We start from the raw sequence: 19,925 nt of genomic DNA on the forward strand, positions 1-19,925 counted from the left end.
CGGAATTATTTCTTGCGCGGCAAATACAGGTCGGTGATCGTGCCTTCGTAGACCTCGGCCGCCATGCCGACCGATTCGCCCAGCGTCGGATGCGGGTGGATCGTGAGGCCGATGTCGGCGGCCTCGCAGCCCATCTCGATCGCGAGCGCGACCTCGCCGATGAAGTCGCCCGCGCTCGGCGCGACGATGCCGCCACCGATGACGCGCTGGGTGGCCTCGTCGAACAGCAGCTTGGTGAAGCCCTCGGTGCGGCCGATGCCGACCGCGCGACCCGATGCCGCGAACGGGAACTTGCCCACGCCATAGGCGATGCCCTGGCGCTTCGCCTCGCTCTCGGTGACGCCGACCCAGGCGATTTCCGGATCGGTGAAGGCGACCGAAGGGATCACGCGGGCGACGAATTCGCTCTTGTGTCCGGCCGCCACCTCGGCCGCGACCTTGCCCTCGTGGGTCGCCTTGTGGGCGAGCATCGGCTGGCCCACCACGTCGCCGATCGCGAAGATGTGCGGGACGTTGGTACGCATCTGCCGGTCGACCGCGATGTAGCCGCGTTCGCTGACGAGGACCCCGGCCTTGTCGGCATCGATGCGGCCGCCATTGGGCGCGCGTCCCACCGCGACGAGCACGCGGTCGTAGACCTGCGGCGCGGGCGCCTGCTCGCCTTCGAAGCTGGCCTTGAGGCCGGCCTTGGTCGCTTCGATGCCGGCGACCTTGACCTTGAGATGGATGCCGGCGAAGCGCTTGGCCAGACGTTGCTGCAGCGGACGCACGAGGTCGGGATCGGCGCCCGGCATGAGTTGGTCCATGAGCTCGACGACCGTGACCTGGCTGCCGAGCGCGCTGTACACCGAGGCCATCTCCAGGCCGATGATGCCGCCACCGACCACGAGCAGCTTCTGCGGGATGTCGGCGAGCGCGAGCGCATCGGTCGAGTCCATCATGCGCGGGTCATCCCACGGCATGCCGGGCAGCTTCACCGCGCGCGAGCCCACCGCGATGATCGCGTGGCGGAAGCGCACGAGCCTGGTGCCCTCGGCGGTGGCGACTTCGATCTCATGTGGCGAGATGAAACGCCCCTCGCCGGTGACGCGCGTGACCTTGCGCTGTTTGGCCATGCCGGCGAGGCCGCCGTTCATCTGCGCCACCACCTTGTCCTTGTACGAGCGCAGCTTGTCGATATCGAAGCGCGGGCGGCCGAACTCGATGCCGAGTTCGCCGGCATGCAGCGCCTCGTCGATCACGCGCGCGGCATGCAGCAGCGCCTTGGACGGGATGCAGCCGACGTTGAGGCAGACACCGCCCAGTTGCGCGTAGCGCTCGATGAGCACGGTGCTCTGGCCGAGGTCCGCGGCGCGGAAGGCCGCGGCGTAGCCGCCCGGCCCGGCGCCGAGCACCACCACGTCGCAGTCGAAGTCGGGCTGGCGGCCGCTGCTGGCGACAGGTTGGGCCGCGGCCGGCGCTGATGCCGCAGCGGCCGGTGCCGGCGCTGCGGCTGCTGTTGCCGGTGCGGGGGCCGCGGTGGCAGCGGCGACCTCGACCAGCGCGACGACGCTGCCTTCGGCCACTTCGTCGCCGATGCCGACGCGCAATTCCTTGACCACGCCGGCCACGCTCGAGGGCACCTCCATCGTCGCCTTGTCCGACTCCAGCGTGACCAGACCCTGATCCCTGGCAACGGCATCGCCCGGCTTGACCAGGATTTCGATGACCGGCACGCCCTTGTAGTGGCCGATGTCGGGGACCTTGACCTCGATGCTGCTCATGCTGGGTTCCTGCTGCGGGCGAGCCGACCGGGCTGGCAACGGTTCGCGGACGGGACGGGTGATGGACGGCGGCACGCGTGCCGCGATCGCGTCATTCTGCGCAATCGCAGGCGGCGGCGCAAAGCGAGCCGCGCGCGACGCGGCTCCGGGTGCTGGCCACGGCTGCTCGCGGTTGCCAACCCCGTCACGTTCGCGGCGCGTACCACGCACGCCCAAGCCCGTTCGCACGTCACGCCATGGTGGCGAGGCCAGGGTGCACACTCGCCGTACCGGATGGCGCCCGACGCCGTCCCTTGCATGCGCCACGGGGAGCACGACGATGAAACCACGCACCTTCATTCTGGCGGCAGCCGCCGCCGTCTGCAGCGGCCCGCTGCTGGCCGGCAGCGGCACCTGGACCTCGGAAGGGCCGTATGGCGGCATCGTCTATCGCCTGTACGTGAGCCCGGCCGCCCCGGGCACGCTCTACGCGGGAACCCGCGGCGGCATCTTCCGCAGCAACGATGGCGGCGTGAGCTGGGTGCGCAAGGAGGCCGGCCTGAGCGGCAGTCTCGGCGTCGCCGGCATCTCGCTCGCGATCGACGCCGAGGCAGCCAACACGCTGTGGCTGGTCGACGGTGTCGGTCGCGTCAATCGCAGCAGCGACGGCGGCGACAACTGGGCGTTGACCGGCTACAGCCGGCCCGCATACGACGTCAACCAGATCGTCGATGCGCCGGGCGGCACGGGCAGGCTCTACCTCGTCACCGAGACCAGTGGTGTGCTCGTGAGCAACGACAGCGGGGCCAGCTTCACCGCCAGCGGTAGCGGCCTGCCGGCCGGCGTGCCGCTCGCGCACCTCGCGATCGATGCGGCCAATCCGCTGCGCATGCTCGCCGGCACACGCGGATACGATGCCACCGACCCGCTGCACACCGAGTCGATCTATCTCAGTACCGATGGCGGCGCGAGCTGGACCGGCACGCTCGGCAGTGCGTCGTACTACATGGGTGTCACCGACATCAGTTTCGGCGCCGGCGGCAAGGTCTATGCGGCGGTCGATGATGCGCTGTACCGCAGCGACGATGGTGGCGCGAGCTGGACCGGGCCGCTGCTCGGGCCGCCCTACAACAACAGCATCATGGCGGTGCGCGCCGATCCGGCCACGCCCAACACGGTCTTCATCGGTGGCTACAAGGGCCTGGCCAGGTCCACCGACGGCGGCGTCAGCAGCACGCCGCTCACGACCGGCCTCATCGTGACGGCCGGCATGCCGGCGTCGGTGAACCGCATCGTCATGCATCCAAACTATCCCGCCGCCGCACAACTGTGGCTGGGCACCGAGGAAGCGGGCATCTACTTCAGTGCCAGCGCCGGCGCCAGCTGGACTGCGCGCAGCGATGGCTTGGCGGCCACCAACATCCGTGCGTTGGCGATGTTCCACGATGCGGCCACCCACCGCATGTTCGCCGGGTATGGCGACGCGTTCCGACCTTCGCCAGCGCTGTTCCGCGGCAACAACGCCGGCCCCGGCACGCCATTCTCGTCATGGGCGCCTTCCAACACCAATCTCGGTGCCTACCAGATCCGTTCGATCACGATCGACCCGACCACCCGCAGCGGCGGCATCGGCAGCACGCGCCTGTATGCGACCGGGCGCGCCGGGCCCTATCCGGACCTCGATGCAAGGGACGGCGGCATCTACCGCAGCCTCGATGGCGGCGGCACCTGGACCACGATCGATGTGGGCTTGCCCGTGAGCGGCAACCCGCCGGCGGCCAATGTCGGCACCGTGCGCAATCTCGTGCTCGATCCGCGTTCGTGCGCGGCGCCGCCCCCTTCTGGCCCGTGCGCAAGCGGGCCGCTGCAGACGCTGTATGCGACCTCCAACGGCAAGCACGATGGCGCAACCGGCACCGACAGCTTCCGCGTCCTAAAGAGCGGCAACGGCGGCGACTCGTGGCTCAGCAGCGACACCGGCATCCCGCAGCCGATCGACGCCGCGACCCCGCAGCGGCAGTCCGTGCTCGTGGTGCCGATCGTGATCAACCCGCTCAATCCGCAGGAACTGTACGTCGGCACCAGCGCCAACTACGACGCGACCGCCTTGGCCGCACCCACGATCCAAAGTGGTGTATTCAGGAGCACTGACGGCGGCGCCAACTGGGTGTTCCGCAGCAACGGTCTGCCGCGTCGCGCCGGCTCGAGCCATACCGCGCTCGACGTGCTGAGCCTGGCGATCAACCCGGCCAACCCGCTCGAACTGTGGTGCTCGGTGGTCGACCTCAGCGTGGGCGGCGCGGCGAGCGGCGGCATCTACCACACGGTCGATGGCGGCGCGAACTGGAGCAGCGCAAGCAACGGCATCAGCGCCACCGACATTCGCGCACTTCTCGTCGACCCGTCACAACCGAACGTGCTCTATGCCTCGGGCGCCGGCAGCGACGCCAATCCGGGCAGCGTGTACAAGAGCAGCAACGGCGGCGCCACCTGGCATTCGATCAGCATCGGTTTGCCGGCCGACGCCGCGACCGCGCTGCAGGTCGACCCGGTCGATCCGAGCGTGCTCTACGCCGGCTCCACCAGTGGCGTGTGGAGCATCACCCAGTTGCCCGACAGCGATGCCGATGGCGTCCCCGACGCGGTTGAACAGGCGGCGCCCAACGGCGGTGACGGCAACGCCGACGGCATCGCCGATGCGCTGCAGCCGGGCGTGGGCTCGCTGACCAGCGCCAGCGCCGACGGCAACGCCCAACCGGCGACGCTGCAGCCGTATTTCACCGTTTCGATCACCCCACTGGCGGGCCAATGCAGCCAGGCGATGGACGTGCAATCGGTGTATGCGGCCTATCACGGGCGTGACGTGTCGAGCTATGGCGACGACTACGTCTACCCGCGCCAGCTCGCGCGCTTCGAGATCCAGGACTGCCAAAGCGCGAAGGTGAAACTCAAGTTCCATGGCGCGAGCTTCGGCAGCGGCTTTGGCATGCGCTACTTCGGCCCGGCGATCCCGGGCGATCCGGCCACGCTGGGCTGGCATGACTTCAGTGTCCGCGCCAATCGGATCGCCGCCGACACCTGGGAGCTCACGCTCGACAATGGCCAGTTCGGCAGCTATCGCCCGGCCAGCGCCAACGCGATCCTGTTCGAAGGTGGCCCGGCGCGCAGCGAAGGCATCTTCCGCGACGGCTTCGACTGAGCCCGCAGCGCGGCGGGCCGTCAGCGGGTCGCCGCGCTCAGGGTGACGGCGCCGCGCCCGCGCCGCTGGCGGGCGGCGGCGGCAAGGTTTGCGCGATGCGCTCGCGCAGATAGGCATGGAACGGATTGCAGCCGAGGCGGCTGAACTGGTCGGCCGCCACCACCAGCGCGCCGCGTTCGCCGCGCAGGCGCAGCGTGCCGAGCCGGATGCCGAAATCCTCGTCCATGCGCGGCTCCATGCCATACAGTGGATCGTCGCAGGCGAACGGCAGCGCCACATGCGACAACGAGTACACCTCGGGCGGAAACGCGAGCTGCAGCGGACGTACGACGGCGTCGCGCGCACCGGCGTCGTAGCGGCGCTCGACCAGCGCCAGGGTCGCCGGATCGGCATTGCCGAGCACATCGACGCGATAGGTCTGCGGGCGGTCATCGTGCAACACGTCGAGCGCGTTGGCGGCGTCGACCTTGAACATGTCGGCGAGCAGGCTCGCGCGATTGATGTCGAACAGGACCAGCGCGCTGCCGTTGGCCGGCAGCATCTCGAACAGCGAGTGCACCACGGCATGGCTGCTGACCGTGCCGTCGAGCACCGACTGGAACCCGAGGATCGGCGGCAGGCGCTGGTTGCGGCCGCTGCTGGCCAGCGCGAGCAGACGTGCCTGCAGGCGCGTGGTCAACAGGTACGACTGCACCGCGCCATTGACCGGAAACGAGTTGTACTTGAACGGGTTGAACTCGGGCAGGATGTCGAGCCAGCGCGATTTCTCGAAGTATTCGATGCCGCCGAACAGCGGCAACCAGCGCGACAGGCCGGCGTACGGACGCAGGCCGATCATCGGCGAGACCAGCACGAGCTGCTGCGGTCGTGGCAGTGCGTCGCCATCCGCATCGAGGGCATCGAGCGTGTAGTCGAGGGCGAGCGCGCCGCCATTGGAATAACCCAGGATGTGCAGCGGCCGGTCCGGTCCCACGCGGGCGCGCAGCTCGCGCATGGCCAGCGCCACCACGGCACGCCAGTCCTGCCAGCGCACGTCGAGCAAGCCGGACGGGATCGTGCCGTGACCGGGCAGGCGCGGCGCGATCACGGCGAAGCCGGCCTGCTCGTACAGCGTGGCCAGCCCGCGCACGCTGTAGGGCGCATCGGTGAGTCCGTGCAACAGCAGCACGCCGCCGCGCGGCGCGGGCGGCGTGGATTCGAACGAGCGGTTCCAGTCGCGCGCCGCGGCCGCTGGGCCGATGTGGCTGTCGACCTCGTAGCGCAACCGACCCGATACCGGCGCCGCGGCGAGCGCACTGCGCAGCTCATCGAACAGACGTTGTTCGCGCGCGAGGTAGTCCGCCCAGCGGGCCTGCGCCGGCAATGAATCGGCATGCACCTCGGCCGCCAGCACGAGTCGGTGCCAAGGCATGAGCTCGGGCTTGCCGCGTGCCTCGAAGGCGCGCCCGAGCAGGATGCCAAGCGCCACCACGACGAGTGCCAACAGCAGCCACGCGAGGCGCCGCAGCCAGCGCGGCAGGGAGAGTCGGATCATGGTGCCATCCTAACCGGGATGCGTGGCCCGGCGTCGCGCGAACTGCGACCCACCCGCGCGACGAGCACGCACGGCGATGGCATGATCGGCCAACCTGCCGGAGAGCCGCCATGCCCGCGCGCTGCCACTGCTGTCTGCCCCTGCTGCTGGCTGGCCTTGCCGCCACAACACACGCGGCCACGCGGCAGGTCGGCCCCGGCCAGCCCTACGCGACGCCCTGCGCCGCGGTTGCCGCGGCCGGCGATGGCGACACGATCCTGGTCGATGCGGCCGGCAACTATGCCGGCGATGTCTGCACCTGGAGCCGCAATGGCCTCACCCTGCGCGGCATCAACGGCCGCCCGCACATCGCTGCCAACGGCCAGCACGCGCAGGGCAAGGCGATCTGGGTCATCGTCGGCAACGACACCACGATCGAGAACGTGGAGATGTCGGGTTGCCATGTGCCCGACGAGAATGGCGCTGCAATCCGCCAGGAAGGTCGCAACCTGACGCTGCGCCAGGTGTATTTCCACCACAACGAAAACGGCATCCTGACCAGCGCCGACAGCGCCAGCACGATCACGATCGAGTACAGCGAGTTCGCCCACAACGGTTTTGGCGACGGCTATACGCACAACCTCTACATCGGCCGAGTCGGCCGGCTCGTGTTCCGCCACAACTGGTCGCACCATGCCGAGGTCGGCCACCTGCTCAAGTCGCGCGCGATCCGCAACGACATCCTCTACAACCGCCTCACTGGCGAGACCGGCAGCAGCGACAGCTATGAGCTCACGCTGCCCAACGGCGGGCTCGCGTTCGTGATCGGCAACCTGATCGAGCAGCCGGCGACGAGCCAGAACGGCGCGATGCTCGACTACCTGAGCGAAGGTGCGGGCGGCAATACCGACCATCGCCTGTTCGTGGTGAACAACACCTTCGTCAACGACCGCGGCGCCGGCACCTTCCTGCAGCTGGCCAACGGGGCCAGCCAGCCGGCGCTGGCGCGCAACAACATCTTCCATGGCAACGGCACGATCAGTTCGCGCGGCGACACCGTGCTCGACCACAACTACGCGGGTAACGCGGCGTTGTTCCTCGATGCGGCCAACTACGACTACCGCCTGCTGCCGAGCGCGAGCGCGGTGATCGACGCCGGCATCGATCCGGGCAGTGGCGCCGGCGAGCCACTGTCGCCGACGCGCATCTACGTGCATCCGGGCGCCGGCGCGCCACGCGCCGTGAACGGCGTCATCGACATCGGCGCCTACGAATTCGCCGCTGATGCGATCTTTGCCGACGGCTTCGACGGCTGAACGCCGGCGCCAAGAACGGCCTGCGGCCATCGCGGCAGCATGCCGGCGCCCGCGCCGGGCCGGCCTGCCGCGGTGCCTGATCCGCCAGGCTCAGCCCGGACCGGCGGCGTCGAAGCCGTTGGCGAAGATGAGGTCGCCACGATACTCGTAGGCGCCGATGTCGAAGCCGGCGCCCTGCGGGCGCGGCGTGCCCTCGACATCGAGCGCGGGCGCCAGCGTGGCGCTGCCGGCGTCGATCGCCGCCGCCGCGGCGCGCAGATGCAGGTCGAACGGCGGGGCGATGAACAGACTCGTCGCGGTGGCGGCGTTGAACTGGATGTTGTGATCGATGACGAGCCCGTCGCCATCGAGTGAAAAGTCGGCAGCGAGGTTGTTGCGCACCACGACGTTGCTGCTGCGGCGGCCGTCCTTGTGGTCATGCACCATGATCCACGGCGGCCCCGGGGTGCCGGCCGCGAGGTCGATGACGGTGTTGTTGACGATGCGCGAGTCGCGCATGCCGTAGAAGCTGATTCCGTGCCAATGGTCGGTGACGACCACGTTGTTCTCGACGATCCAACCGCGGAAGAAGCCGTCGTAGCAACCGATGCCCTGCATTTCGCTGCGCAGCGGATTGGACGGATCGGTCGCGTTGATGAACACGTTGCCGCGCAACACCACCCCGACGACTTCGCCGGTGCCGACGCCACCGGCGCCATACGACCAGCTCTGGAAACCGTCGTCGTGGTTGGCGTCGAACTCGTCGCCGATGAGATTGTTCTGCACGCGGTTGTACTCGAACACGCCGCGATCGCCGAGCCCACGCAGGCCGTCGGCGGAGAAGCCATCGACGAGATTGCGCCGCACCACGCCGTCCTCGCCGCCGACCGAGATGCCGAAACGCACGTTGCGCACGCGGCTGTCGGACAGGCTCACGCGATCACCCTCGATCGCGACGCCGCTCGAGGCGAGGTTGACCCATTCGTTTGGACCCCACGCCGAGGCATCGGCGACCGAGAACACGTCGAGATTCGACATGGTCACGTCCCAGCTCGGGCCGAACCACGAATGGTTGGCCACCTCGACGATCGTCATCGGCTCATAGTTGCCGCCAAACGAAGGGCTCACGGCGAGACCGCGGATGATCCAGTTCTGCGCCGAGCGCACCAGCAGGCTGCGCAGCTGCGGGATATGGCCAGGCTCGGCAGCGAGCGTGATCGGCGCGCTGTTGTAGGCGTGCTGGATCGACACGTCGCCGTGGTAGCCATTGCGCAGGTAGATCGTGTCGCCCGCCCGTACCGGTGCGCCGGCATGCACCGTCACCAGTGTCATGCCCGGCTGATAGGGATAGTCGGGCCAGTCGCGCGTCTCGATGAGTCCCGCGTCGAACACGTGCGCGAGCGAGCGCCACGGATGCGCGGCACTGCCATCGCCGCTGCTGTCGCTGCCAGTGACCGGATCGACGTGGAAGGCCGCGCCGTGCGCAGCCGAACCCACCAGCAGCAAGACCCACCACCAAGCCCAACGCATACGACCTCCGCCAGCAACGTCCGCAACGCGAACGATTACAGCACTGCGGGTGGCGGGCAATGGTGACGCCGGTCACGCCGCTGCGCAGCGCGCAGCAGCCGGCGCCGCTCAGGCGCCTAGCCGCACTTGGAATAGCCGCAGTTGAGGCAGGTCTCGCAGCCGTCCATGACGATGACGGCCGCGGTGTTGCACTTGTGGCAGCTCGTGGCACCGGCGGGAAATGCGCTGCTGCTGGTGGTGGCGGCGTCGCCGGCATCGGCATCGCGGCGGGCGGCTTCGCCGCCGGCGCCTGCGAGGTCGGCGCTGATCGCGCCGCCGGCTTCGTCTACCCGGCGTTTTTCAGGCTTTTTTTTTGTGCGCGCCTCGTAGGCCGCACGCTTTTCGGCGATGAGCTTCTTCTGGTTCTCGTCGAGCTCGGGATCGTGCAGCAGCCCGATCATCTTGAGGTGCTGCTCGATGACGTTGCCGAGTTCGGCCACGATCGAGGGCATGTACACGCCGCCCGCCTTGAAGTAGCCGCCACGCGGATCGAACACGGCCTTGAGTTCCTCCACCAGGAAAGTCACGTCACCACCCTTGCGGAACACCGCACTCATGATGCGGGTAAGCGCGACGATCCACTGGAAGTGGTCCATGTTCTTGGAATTGATGAAGATCTCGAACGGCCGGCGCAGCTCGTACTCGGTGCCGGCATTGAGCACGATGTCGTTGATCGTCACGTACAACGCATGCTCGAACAGCGGCGACTTGATCTTGTAGGTGGCGCCGATCAGCGTCTCGGGGCGCTCGACCTTCTCGTGCATCTGGATGACTTCGGCACCGGCATCGGTCGTCGTGCCGGCCGTCGCGGCCGGCGCCATGGTCGGAGCGGTGTCGTCAGGCTTGACGACGGTATAGGCCTTGATCTTCTTGGTGATCTTCATCGGTTTCGACTCGGAATACGTGACCGGCGGCGGACGCACGCTGGCGTCGGCCGGGGTCGGGTTGCTGGTCCGGTGCTGCGCCAGTCAGCGCGTGCTGCGCCGCGTGACCGCCTTCTTTGCGACCTTCTTGACGGCCTTCTTGACGGCCTTCTTCGCCGCCTTCTTCGCCACCGGCTTGCTGGCGGTCGCCTTGTTCGCGGCCTTCGTCACCGCCTGCTTCGCCGTCGACTTCTTGGCGGCGGCCTTCTTTGCGGCCTTGCGGGGCGGCTTGCCGGCCGCCGCCTCGAGCTCGGCCTTGCTCTTGTGCCGCAGATCGGCGGCATGCGCGCGCTGATAGGTCTGGATGTCCTTGAACGTGCCATCGGCGTTGCGGACGGCATAGAGCTTCTTGCCGGCACTGCTGTACATCGTGGTGCGTCTGCGGGTAGCCATGGTTGCTCCGGGCTGCGGGTTCGAGGCGTCGGCCAGCCGCTTCCGAGGCTGGCCGATCGCATCCAGCAGGATTCAGCGGCGGCGCGCCGCCTTCCTGGCGGTTTTCTTCACGGCCTTCTTCGCCGCGGGCTTCTTGACGACCTTCCGGGCGGGCTTGGCGGCAGCCTTCTTGATCGCCTTCTTCGCCGGCTTCCTGGCGACGGCTTTCTTGGCGGGCTTCTTCGCCACCTTGCTGGCCGGCTTCTTCGCCACGGCCTTCTTGACGGCCTTCTTCACCGCCTTCTTCACGGCCTTCTTCGCCGCAGCGGCCTTCCTGACGACCTTCTTGACCGCCTTCTTCACTGCACGCCGGTCCGCCTTGGCCTTGGCCTTGACCTTGCCGGCCGCCTTCTTGGCCTTGGTGGCGGCCTTCTTCGTTGCGCGCTTGGCGCTGGCTACGGCCTTCTTCTCGCTGGCCTCGGCCTTGCTGGCGAGCTGCTTGACCTTGGCCACCACGCCCTGCACGCGGCGTGCGGCTTGCTTCTTCACCGTGACGGCGGTGTCGGCGGCCTTCTTCACGGTGCTTTCCACCGCCTGTCTGGCGTCGCTGACGACGTTGCCGACCGATGTCGCCGCCGCGCTTGCGGCGTCGCTGATCGCACCACCGATCTGCGCCGCACCTTCCTTCAAACTGTCGAACGAACCGCCTTCACTGTGCATGGTCGAATCCCCTCTCCGAGTTTTGGCTGACTGTGGACGAACGGACTGGTCGAAAATGACTTGACGCGACACCACTGCGGCTCGTCGGCCGGCAGGCAGGGATTGCAGTGACTCCCGTCCACCGGCACCTGCCGCGTCTCTGTCCGGACGCGGCCCTCAGAACTTGCCGTAGTAGCCTTCCTTCAACGCATCGAACAGATTGGCCGCGGTGTGCGTTTCGCCATCGTACTCGATCTCTTCATTGCCCTTTGCTTCCACCACCGAACCGTCCTCGAGCTCGAAGCGGTAGGTGGTGTTGGCCAGATCATGCTCCTTGACCAGCACTCCTTGGAAGGCCGCCGGGTTGAAGCGGAACGTGGTGCACCCCTTGAGGCCCTGCTGCCAGGCGTAGCGGTAGATGTCCTTGAAGTCTTCGTAGGGGTAGTCGGTGGGCACGTTGGCGGTCTTGGAGATCGAGGAATCGACCCAGCGCTGGGCGGCGGCCTGGATGTCCACGTGCTGGCGTGGGCCGATGTCGTCGGCCGCCACGAAGTAGTCGGGCAGCTTCTCGCCGGGCTCGTGCGAACCGGGCATGGCCTTGCCGTTGATGAGCTCGCGGTAGGCGAGCAGCTCGTAGCTGTAGACCTCGACCTTTTCCTTGGACTTCTTGCCCTCGCGGATCACGTTGCGGCTGTAGTGGTGCGCGAATGAAGGCTCGATGCCATTGGAGGCGTTGTTGGCCAGCGACAGCGAGATCGTGCCGGTCGGCGCGATCGAGGAATGGTGGGTGAAACGCGCCCCGACCTCGGCCAGCTCGGCCACCAGTTCGGGCGCCACCTCGGCCACGCGCTGCATGTAGCGGCTGTAGCGCGCGTGCAGCACCCGACCGGGGATCGTCGCGCCGACCTGCCAGCCGTCGGCGGCCATTTCGGGCCGCCGGCGCAACATTTCGCCGGTGACCGTGAACTCCTGCGCCAGCACCGGCGCCGGCCCCTTCTCCTTGGCCAGCGAGAGCGCCACTTCCCAGCCAGCCAGCGCCATCTCGCGGGCCACGTCCTCGGTGAACTGGCAGGCTTCGGCGCTGCCGTAGCGCTGCTTGAGCATCGTCAGCGTGCTGCCCAGGCCGAGGAACCCCATGCCGTGGCGGCGCTTGCCGAGGATCTCGGCACGCTGCTGCTCGAGCGGCAGGCCATTGATCTCGACCACGTTGTCGAGCATGCGCGTGAACACGCGCACGACTTCCTTGTATTCGTCCCAGTCGAAGCGCGCCTTGGGCCCGAACGGATCGCGCACGAAGGTGGTCAGGTTGACCGAGCCGAGCAGGCAGGAACCATAGGGCGGCAACGGCTGTTCGCCGCAGGGGTTGGTGGCGCGGATGTTCTCGCACCACCAGTTGTTGTTCATCTCGTTGACGCGGTCGATGAGGATGAAGCCGGGCTCGGCGTAGTCGTACGTCGAGACCATGATCATGTCCCACAGGTGGCGCGCCCGCACGTGGCCGTAGATCCTGCAGGCGACCAGGCCATCGTCGCGCGTGACGTAGTTCTTGTGGGTCGGCCAGTCGCGCCATACCACCGTGGCGGCGTCGGTGAGGTCGACCTCGTGCTGCTCCTTCACGTGCACCGGGAACACCAGCGGCCAGTCGGCATCGCGCTCGACCGCCTCCATGAAGCCGTCGGTGATGAGCAGCGAGAGGTTGAATTGCCGCAGGCGGCCGTTTTCGCGCTTGGCCTTGATGAACTCGCGCACGTCGGGATGCGAGACATCGAAGGTTCCCATTTGCGCGCCGCGTCTGCCGCCTGCGGACGAAACCGTGAAACACATCTTGTCGTAGATGTCCATGAACGACAGCGGCCCGGACGTGTAGGCGCCCGCGCCCGACACATAGGCGCCGCGCGGACGCAGCGTCGAAAACTCGTAGCCGATGCCACAGCCGGCCTTGAGCGTGAGGCCGGCCTCGTGGACCTTGCCGAGGATGTCGTCCATCGAGTCCTCGATGGTGCCCGACACCGTGCAGTTGATCGTCGAGGTCTTGGGCTTGTGCTCCTGCGCGCCCGCGTTGGACGTGATGCGCCCGGCCGGGATCGCGCCGCGCCGCAGCGCCCACAGGAAGCGCTCGTACCAGTAGCTGCGCTTGTCGGGCGTGGCCTCGACCTCGGCCAACGCACGGGCGATGCGCTGGTAGCTGTGGTCGATGTCGGCATCGACCGGCTCGCCCTGCTTGGACTTGAGCCGGTATTTCTTGTCCCAGATGTCCCAGGACGCCGGCTGCATCGGAATCTGTACCGCGCCGCGCGCGAGTTGCTCAAGGCGGACCGTGCTCATGGATCTCGTTGTTCTCCCTTGCTGGCACAGCCGGTCCAACCGCACTGCGCTGTGTACCTTCGACGCACCACCTCTCCCAAGGCGGACACGTACGTTCCCCTTCAATGGGATCACAAGCAGTAGTTGCAGCCAGCGCGTGCAACCACAACATCTTGTGACGCCGACGTGTGACAGTACGCCGAACGCGGCTCGCCTGTAAAGCCTGTCCGCTACCGCAATGCAGCAGTCGGCGCCCGCCAAGCTGAACGCCGGTTGCAGCAGGCGCCGCGCCGGAGGCGCCGCCGGCGCACTCGAACCCGTCGCGTGTGGTCTGTAACGTTCCGTCTACCCGCTTCGATGGATGCCCTTGCCATGTCGTCATCCCGCCTCGCCTCGCTGCGCCGCGCCGTTCTCCTGCTGCTGCCCCTGGGTCTGGGCCTGGCCCTCGGCATCGTGCTGGCCAGCCACGGCGCAACGCGCGAAGCCCGCGCAGCGCCGCCGCCGATCGTCGACGGCACGCCGCTGCCGTCGTTGGCGCCGATGCTCGAGCACGTCACGCCGGCCGTGGTCAACATCGCCTCGCAGACGCGCGTGGCCGTGCGCAATCCCTACTTCGACGATCCGGTGTTCCGCCGCTTCTTCGGCGTGCCCGACATGCCGCGCGAGCGCGTGCAGCAATCACTGGGCTCGGGCGTCATCGTCGACGCCGCCAAGGGCTATGTGCTCACCAACAACCACGTGGTCGAAGGCGCCGACGCGATCACGGTGACGCTGGCCGACGGTCGCGCGCTCAAGGGCAAGGTGCTCGGCACCGACCCCGACACCGATCTGGCCGTGCTGCAGATCGCCGCCGACAAGCTCGTCGCGCTGCCGATCGCCGATTCCTCGACGCTGCGCGTGGGTGACTTCGTGGCCGCGGTCGGCGAGCCGTTCGGGCTCGGCCAGACCGTCACCCACGGCATGATCTCGGCGCTGGGCCGCACCGGCCTGCGCGGTGCCGGCTACCAGAACTTCATCCAGACCGATGCGCCGATCAATCCCGGCAACTCGGGCGGCCCGCTGGTCAACCTGCGCGGCCAGCTGGTCGGCATCAATTCGATGATCTACTCGCCCTCGGGCGGCAACGTCGGCATCGGCTTCGCCATCCCGTCCAATCTCGCCGTCGACGTGATGCGCCAACTGGTCACCACCGGCACGGTCAAGCGCGGCGCGCTCGGCGTCGATGCCCAGGACGTGACGCCCGAGCTGGCACGCCTGCTCGGCCTCAAGGAACCGCGCGGCGCCGTGATCACGCGCGTGCGCGCCGGCTCGCCTGCCGCCGGCGCCGGCCTGCGCGCCGGCGACGTGATCGTGTCGCTGGCCGGCAAGCCGGTCGCCAACGAACAGGACCTGCACAACATCGAAGGGCTGACCGCGCTCGGTACCGACGTCGAAGTCGGCGTGCAGCGCGATGGCGCCGCACTCAGCGTCAGCACCACGCTCAAGGCACCGGTGCTGCAGCTCATCCGCGGCGACGGGCTCGATCCGCGCCTGAGCGGGGTGCAGTTCGGCGAACTCGACGACAGCCTGCGCCGGCAAGGCGTCGGCGGCGTGAGCGTGCAGGCCATCAGCGACGCCAGTCGTGCGTTCGCGGCCGGCTTGCGCAAGGGCGACGTCATCGTCGCGGTCAATCGCCGCGACCTGGCCGGCAGCGAGGACTTCCGGCGCCAGCTGGCGCAGCGCCCGCGCCAGCTCATGTTGACCTTGTTGCGCGGCGAGGAGGCGTTCTACCTGCTGCTGCAATAAGCAGGGCGTGAGCGCGTCTTCAGGTGCCGCTGCGGGGCGCGTGCTAAGGTGCGCGCCTTGCGATTCGGGTCTGGTTGATTGGCATGAAAGCGATCGTGTTGCGTGGCTGCCTGTGGGCAGCCGCTGTGTTGATGTTCGTCCATGGCGCGGGCGTGGCCGCCGCCGATCAGTTGGTCTGGCGCGGCGACCACGCCACCGGCCGCGCCATCATGGACGATTTGGCCAAGGAGTACGCCAGGCAGAAGCTCGGCACGATCAGCCTGCAGCCGTTCAGCACGCTGTCGGGGCTCGACGCCGTGGCGCAGGGCAGCGCCGACTTCGCCACCTCGGCGCGTGGCAAGTACGCGCGCCGGACCGAAGAGGCCGGCCTCGATTTCACGCCGGTGGTGCTCGATGGCGCGGTGCTGATCACCCACCCGCAGAACCCGGTGCGCAGCCTCACGCTCAAGCAGATCCACGACATCTACTTTGGCCGCATCACCAACTGGCAGGATGTGGGCGGCCCGGACAAACCGATCAACCTGTACTCGATCGCCAGTCCGCTCGACGGCGTGGAGTACTCGTTGCGCGCGCTGGTGTACCGCAACGGCAACCAGCCGGTGGCCGCGCCGCGCCTGTACATCAACACGGCCAAGCTCGAGGAGGCGATCACGCTCGATCCGGCCGGATTGGGCCTGTCGACGCTGGCCAATACGCGCGGCAACACCAAGGTGCGCGCACTGGCGATCGAAGGCGTCAGTGCCTCCACGCAGAGCGTGGCCGACGGCAGCTATCCGTTGTTCATCACGCTGTACATGGTCACGCGCGCCGATTCGCCGCACCACGACGCGGTCGGACGCTTCGCCGCGTTCCTGCAGACGCCGGCGGCCAAGGCGATCCTGCGCAAGCACGACCTCATTCCGTATGCCGATGCGGGCGACGTGGTCGCACGTGACCAGGCCCGCATGGCCCTGATCGACGAGCGCATCGGCCGCGAAACCGTCGCTGCCTCCGCCGCGGCGCCAGCCGACAGCCAGCCGATGTCGGCGCCACGTGCGGTGCTGGCGGCGAAGGTGGCGACCGCGCCGGCCGCCGACTCGACCGAGGCCGCGCGCGCCAACCTCGCCCGCGCCGAAGCCGCCAAGGCACAACAGCAGGCCGAGCCGCCCGCAGCCAAACCCGCCCCGCGCGACAAGGCGGCAGCCAAGCCCAAGCCGCGTTCGTCCGGAGGCAAGTAAGCCGATCGGCCTCGTGCGCATCCTTGCCGTCTCGCTCGATCTCGACGATACGCTGTGGCCGGTCGAGCCGGCGATCGGCGGTGCCGAGCAGGCGCTCGATGCGTGGCTGCGGCAGCACCTGCCCGCAGTGGCACAGGCCTGGCCGATCGCGGCGCTGCGCGAGCTGCGTGATCGCATCAGCGCGCAGCGACCGGACCTGGCCCATGATTTCACTGCGCAGCGTCTGCTCACGCTGCGTCACGCGCTGCGCAGCAGTGGCATCGATTCGGAGGCGCTGGTGCAGCAGGCCTTCGAGGTGTATTTCAAGGCGCGCAACGACGTTAGCCTCTATGCCGACGCATTGCCTGCGCTCACCGCGCTCGCCGCACGGGTGCCGCTGGTGAGCATTTCCAACGGCAATGCCGATCTCGCCCGCATCGGCCTGCAGCGTCATTTCAGGGCGAGCTTCAGCGCCCGCGAGCTGGGCATGGCCAAGCCCAGCGCCGGCATCTTCCACGCCGCCTGCGCACGGCTGGGGCTGGCGCCCGAGCACGTGCTGCACGTGGGCGACGATCCCGAACTCGACGTCGCCGGCGCGCGCAGTGCCGGCTTGCGCAGCGCATGGCTCAATCGCAGCGGTGGCCGCTGGCCGACGCATGGCGCGCTGGCCGGCGTGCGTCCCGATCTCGAACTGCGCGATCTTGGCGAACTCGCGAGCCGCATCCTCGCCGCGACCGATGCCGACACCGGCGCATGCCCCGCTGGGCAACGGTTTTGCGTATTGCCCTGACATCACCGACTTCCAACGAGGAAGGGGCGTCATGGCTCACCGACAGGCATTGTTCCGCAGCTGCGTTCTGACTGTCCTCGCCGGACTGGCCGCGTGCGGCAAGCAAGCGGCAAACACGGGCGCGCCGGCGCCGGACACCGCGGCTTGGCCGCAAGCCGACGTGCTGCGCATGACGCTGCCGCAGCGCGCGGGGCAGGCGGCGATCGAGCAACGCATCCATCGTGACGAAACCATCGAATGGCTGCGGCGCGATCGTGAGGGTCGTATCGAACGCTGGCTGCAGCGCGCCGACGGCACGCTGCAGCATCGCACCGGCGACGACCACGACGCGTCATCGCCACCGCCAACCGCCGCCACGGCATCACCCGCGCTGATCGACTTCCTGGCCCCGCTCGCAGGCATCGGCCTCGCACAGGCGCACCGGGCCGCCACCGACGAACCCGCTGCATCGAATTCGCGCGCAGTCAGCGCAGGTCGCGCCGATGGCGCCCGCGGCAACGGCGGTGATGGCCGCAACCGTGCCGGGCCCGGCGGCGGCATGAACTCGGGCACGGCAGGCGGTGCCAACTCGGGCGCCAGCGCGGGCACCAACAGCGGCGCCAACTCGGGCACGGCTGGCGGTGCCAACTCAGGCGCCAACACCGGCGCCAACTCGGGCACGGGCGGCGGCGCCAACTCGGGTGCCAACAGCGGCGCGAACTCGGGCACGGGCGGCGGCGCCAACTCAGGCGCCAACACCGGCGCGAACTCGGGCACGGGCGGCGGCGCCAACTCAGGCGCCAACTCAGGCGCCAACGCGGGCACCAACAGCGGCGCCAACTCGGGCACGGGCGACGGCGCCAATTCGGGCACGAGCGGCGATGCCAACTCGAGCACCAGTGACGGCGCCAATTCGGGCGCGAGCGGCGATGCCAACTCGAGCACGAGTGATGGCGCCAATTCGGGCGCGAGCGGCGATGCCAACTCGAGCACCAGTGATGGCACCAATTCGGGCACGAGCGGCGATGCCAACTCGAGCACCAGTGATGGCGCCAATTCGGGCGCGAGCGGCGATGCCAACTCGAGCACGAGTGATGGCGCCAATTCGGGCGCGAGCGGTGATGCCAACTCGAGCACCAGTGATGGCCCCAATTCGGGCACGAGCGGCGATGCCAACTCGAGCACGAGTGATAGTGCGAACTCGGGCGCGAGCGGCGATGCCAACTCGAGCGGCGGTGGTGGCGCCAATTCGGGCGCCAACAGCGGCGCGAACTCCGCGTCGGATGACGGCCCTGATTCCGCTGGCGGCTCGACCTCGGGCGCTGGCGGCGCGCCGGTTCCGCCCGCGGCCGGTGGCGGCAGCGGCATGGGCGACCCGCATTACGTCAGCGCCGACGGTGTGTTCATCAGCACCCAGAAGGCCGGTGAGTTCTGGGCGATGGACAGTGCGCACGGTCTGCGCCTGCAGACGCGGCAGGAGCCGTGGCGCGACAGCCGCCAGGTCGCCGGCATCAGCGCAATCGCGGCCGGCATCGGCACGCATCGCATCGGCGTGTACGTCCTGCCGCAACCGCATGTGCTGCTCGATGGCAAGCCTTTGGCCGACGGGGGCGCCGCCTTCCGCCAGATCGATCTCGATGCTGGCGGCGCCGTCGGGATGTGGTCGCGCCGCGGGGTGCCCAGTGAGGTGGCGATGGTCTGGCCAGACGGCTCGCATGTGTTCGTGCACTTGCGTGACGGCTGGATCGACTTCCGCTACCGCATCGCGGGCGACGCCGACCTGACCGGCCAGCGCGGCTTGCTCGGCAGCGCGGATGGCAATGCCGACAATGATCGCACGGCGCGCGACGGCAGCGTCGTGCGCTCGGACGATGGGCTCGACGCCTTCCTCGAATCGTGGCGCATCCGCCCCGACGAGTCGTTGTTCGACTACGCCGACGGCACCGGCACCGCCAGCTACCAGCGGCTGGATTTCCCGCAGGCTCCCGCCACGCCCGATGCGGCGACGCTGCAAGCGGCGGCAGCACGTTGCCGCGCGGCCGGCGTGATCGATGCGGCGCTGCAGGGCGCGTGCGCGTTCGACCTCGCCATCACGGGCGACGACGCGCTGCTCGCCTCGCACCGCGCCGCGCAATGGCAGTTGCAGGCGCAGGCGGCCCGGCGCGCGCCCGCTGCGACCACGCAGCGTGCCAGCGGCCTGGTGCCCGATACCGCCGCGGCCCAGCCGATCGTCGACGACGACTGGCAGCAGGTCACACTCGGCGCCGGGCAGACGCGCACTTTCGCCATCGATCTCGCGCACAATGCGCGACTCGTGGCCCACCCTGCGGACCTTGCATGCGTCGAGGCATGGGACGGCAGCGCGGCAGGCTGGCAGTGGTTCGACGCGCAGGGCCGGGCGCGTTCGGCCGCGCGCATGGCCTGCGCCGACCTTGCCGGCGACGAGGTCGCCGCAGGGCGCTACTACATCGTCGTGGCCGCTGCGCGCAGCGGCGCGGCCACCACGTTTGCGTTCAAACCCTATATCGTTCGCTGAACCGGCGGACGGCCGATCCGGCA

Annotated in this window: 13 protein-coding genes; 6 read left to right on the plus strand and 7 right to left on the minus strand. The window is 68.7% G+C overall.

Features of this window, described 5'->3' with window-relative positions:
* Positions 1–5 precede the first annotated feature (5 nt).
* Positions 6–1,763 carry a dihydrolipoyl dehydrogenase gene (gene lpdA, locus KF903_RS05495; RefSeq protein ID WP_291212097.1) on the minus strand — a complete coding sequence of 586 codons (1,758 nt, stop codon included), beginning with the start codon at positions 1,761–1,763 and terminating at the stop codon, positions 6–8.
* A gap of 319 nt (positions 1,764–2,082) precedes the next feature.
* On the opposite strand from lpdA, the gene KF903_RS05500 reads away from it, so the two are divergent.
* On the plus strand, positions 2,083–4,941 hold the full coding sequence (locus KF903_RS05500) for a sialidase family protein (protein WP_291212117.1): 2,859 nt from the start codon (positions 2,083–2,085) through the stop codon (positions 4,939–4,941).
* A gap of 37 nt (positions 4,942–4,978) precedes the next feature.
* On the opposite strand, the gene KF903_RS05505 is transcribed toward KF903_RS05500, so the two are convergent.
* Positions 4,979–6,475 carry an alpha/beta fold hydrolase gene (locus KF903_RS05505; protein ID WP_291212120.1) on the minus strand — a complete coding sequence of 499 codons (1,497 nt, stop codon included), beginning with the start codon at positions 6,473–6,475 and terminating at the stop codon, positions 4,979–4,981.
* 110 nt (positions 6,476–6,585) lie between these two features.
* On the opposite strand from KF903_RS05505, the gene KF903_RS05510 reads away from it, so the two are divergent.
* Entirely contained in the window at positions 6,586–7,770 is a 1,185-nt protein-coding gene (locus KF903_RS05510) for a right-handed parallel beta-helix repeat-containing protein (RefSeq protein WP_291212123.1), read from the plus strand.
* Between the two features lie 90 nt (positions 7,771–7,860).
* Here the strand turns inward: KF903_RS05510 and KF903_RS05515 are convergent, their stop codons facing one another.
* The 5 genes from KF903_RS05515 to KF903_RS05535 all read right to left on the minus strand — a co-directional run bounded on the left by KF903_RS05515 (position 7,861) and on the right by KF903_RS05535 (position 13,637).
* Positions 7,861–9,279, minus strand: coding sequence for a choice-of-anchor Q domain-containing protein (locus tag KF903_RS05515; protein WP_291212126.1), 1,419 nt, complete (start codon positions 9,277–9,279; stop codon positions 7,861–7,863).
* 116 nt (positions 9,280–9,395) lie between these two features.
* Entirely contained in the window at positions 9,396–10,202 is an 807-nt protein-coding gene (locus tag KF903_RS05520; protein WP_291212129.1) for an NrdJb, read from the minus strand.
* An 84-nt stretch (positions 10,203–10,286) separates the two neighbouring features.
* Positions 10,287–10,634 carry a hypothetical protein gene (locus KF903_RS05525; RefSeq protein ID WP_291212132.1) on the minus strand — a complete coding sequence of 116 codons (348 nt, stop codon included), beginning with the start codon at positions 10,632–10,634 and terminating at the stop codon, positions 10,287–10,289.
* A 72-nt stretch (positions 10,635–10,706) separates the two neighbouring features.
* Positions 10,707–11,333, minus strand: coding sequence for a hypothetical protein (locus KF903_RS05530; protein WP_291212135.1), 627 nt, complete (start codon positions 11,331–11,333; stop codon positions 10,707–10,709).
* Between the two features lie 156 nt (positions 11,334–11,489).
* Positions 11,490–13,637, minus strand: a complete 2,148-nt coding sequence (locus tag KF903_RS05535; protein ID WP_291212138.1) for an adenosylcobalamin-dependent ribonucleoside-diphosphate reductase — start codon at positions 13,635–13,637, stop codon at positions 11,490–11,492.
* A 351-nt stretch (positions 13,638–13,988) separates the two neighbouring features.
* Between KF903_RS05535 and KF903_RS05540 the strand changes: the two genes are divergently transcribed.
* The 4 genes from KF903_RS05540 to KF903_RS05555 all read left to right on the plus strand — a co-directional run bounded on the left by KF903_RS05540 (position 13,989) and on the right by KF903_RS05555 (position 19,902).
* Entirely contained in the window at positions 13,989–15,401 is a 1,413-nt protein-coding gene (locus KF903_RS05540) for a Do family serine endopeptidase (RefSeq protein WP_291212141.1), read from the plus strand.
* A gap of 83 nt (positions 15,402–15,484) precedes the next feature.
* Entirely contained in the window at positions 15,485–16,618 is a 1,134-nt protein-coding gene (locus KF903_RS05545; protein ID WP_291212144.1) for a substrate-binding domain-containing protein, read from the plus strand.
* A gap of 13 nt (positions 16,619–16,631) precedes the next feature.
* Positions 16,632–17,387, plus strand: a complete 756-nt coding sequence (locus KF903_RS05550; protein ID WP_291212147.1) for an HAD-IA family hydrolase — start codon at positions 16,632–16,634, stop codon at positions 17,385–17,387.
* Positions 17,388–17,418: 31 nt separating this feature from the next.
* Complete coding sequence (locus KF903_RS05555; protein WP_291212150.1) at positions 17,419–19,902, plus strand: hypothetical protein; 2,484 nt, start codon at positions 17,419–17,421, stop codon at positions 19,900–19,902.
* The last annotated feature ends 23 nt before the right edge of the window (positions 19,903–19,925 follow it).

It is taken from the genome of Dokdonella sp. (assembly GCF_019634845.1).
Classification (GTDB): domain Bacteria; phylum Pseudomonadota; class Gammaproteobacteria; order Xanthomonadales; family Rhodanobacteraceae; genus Dokdonella_A.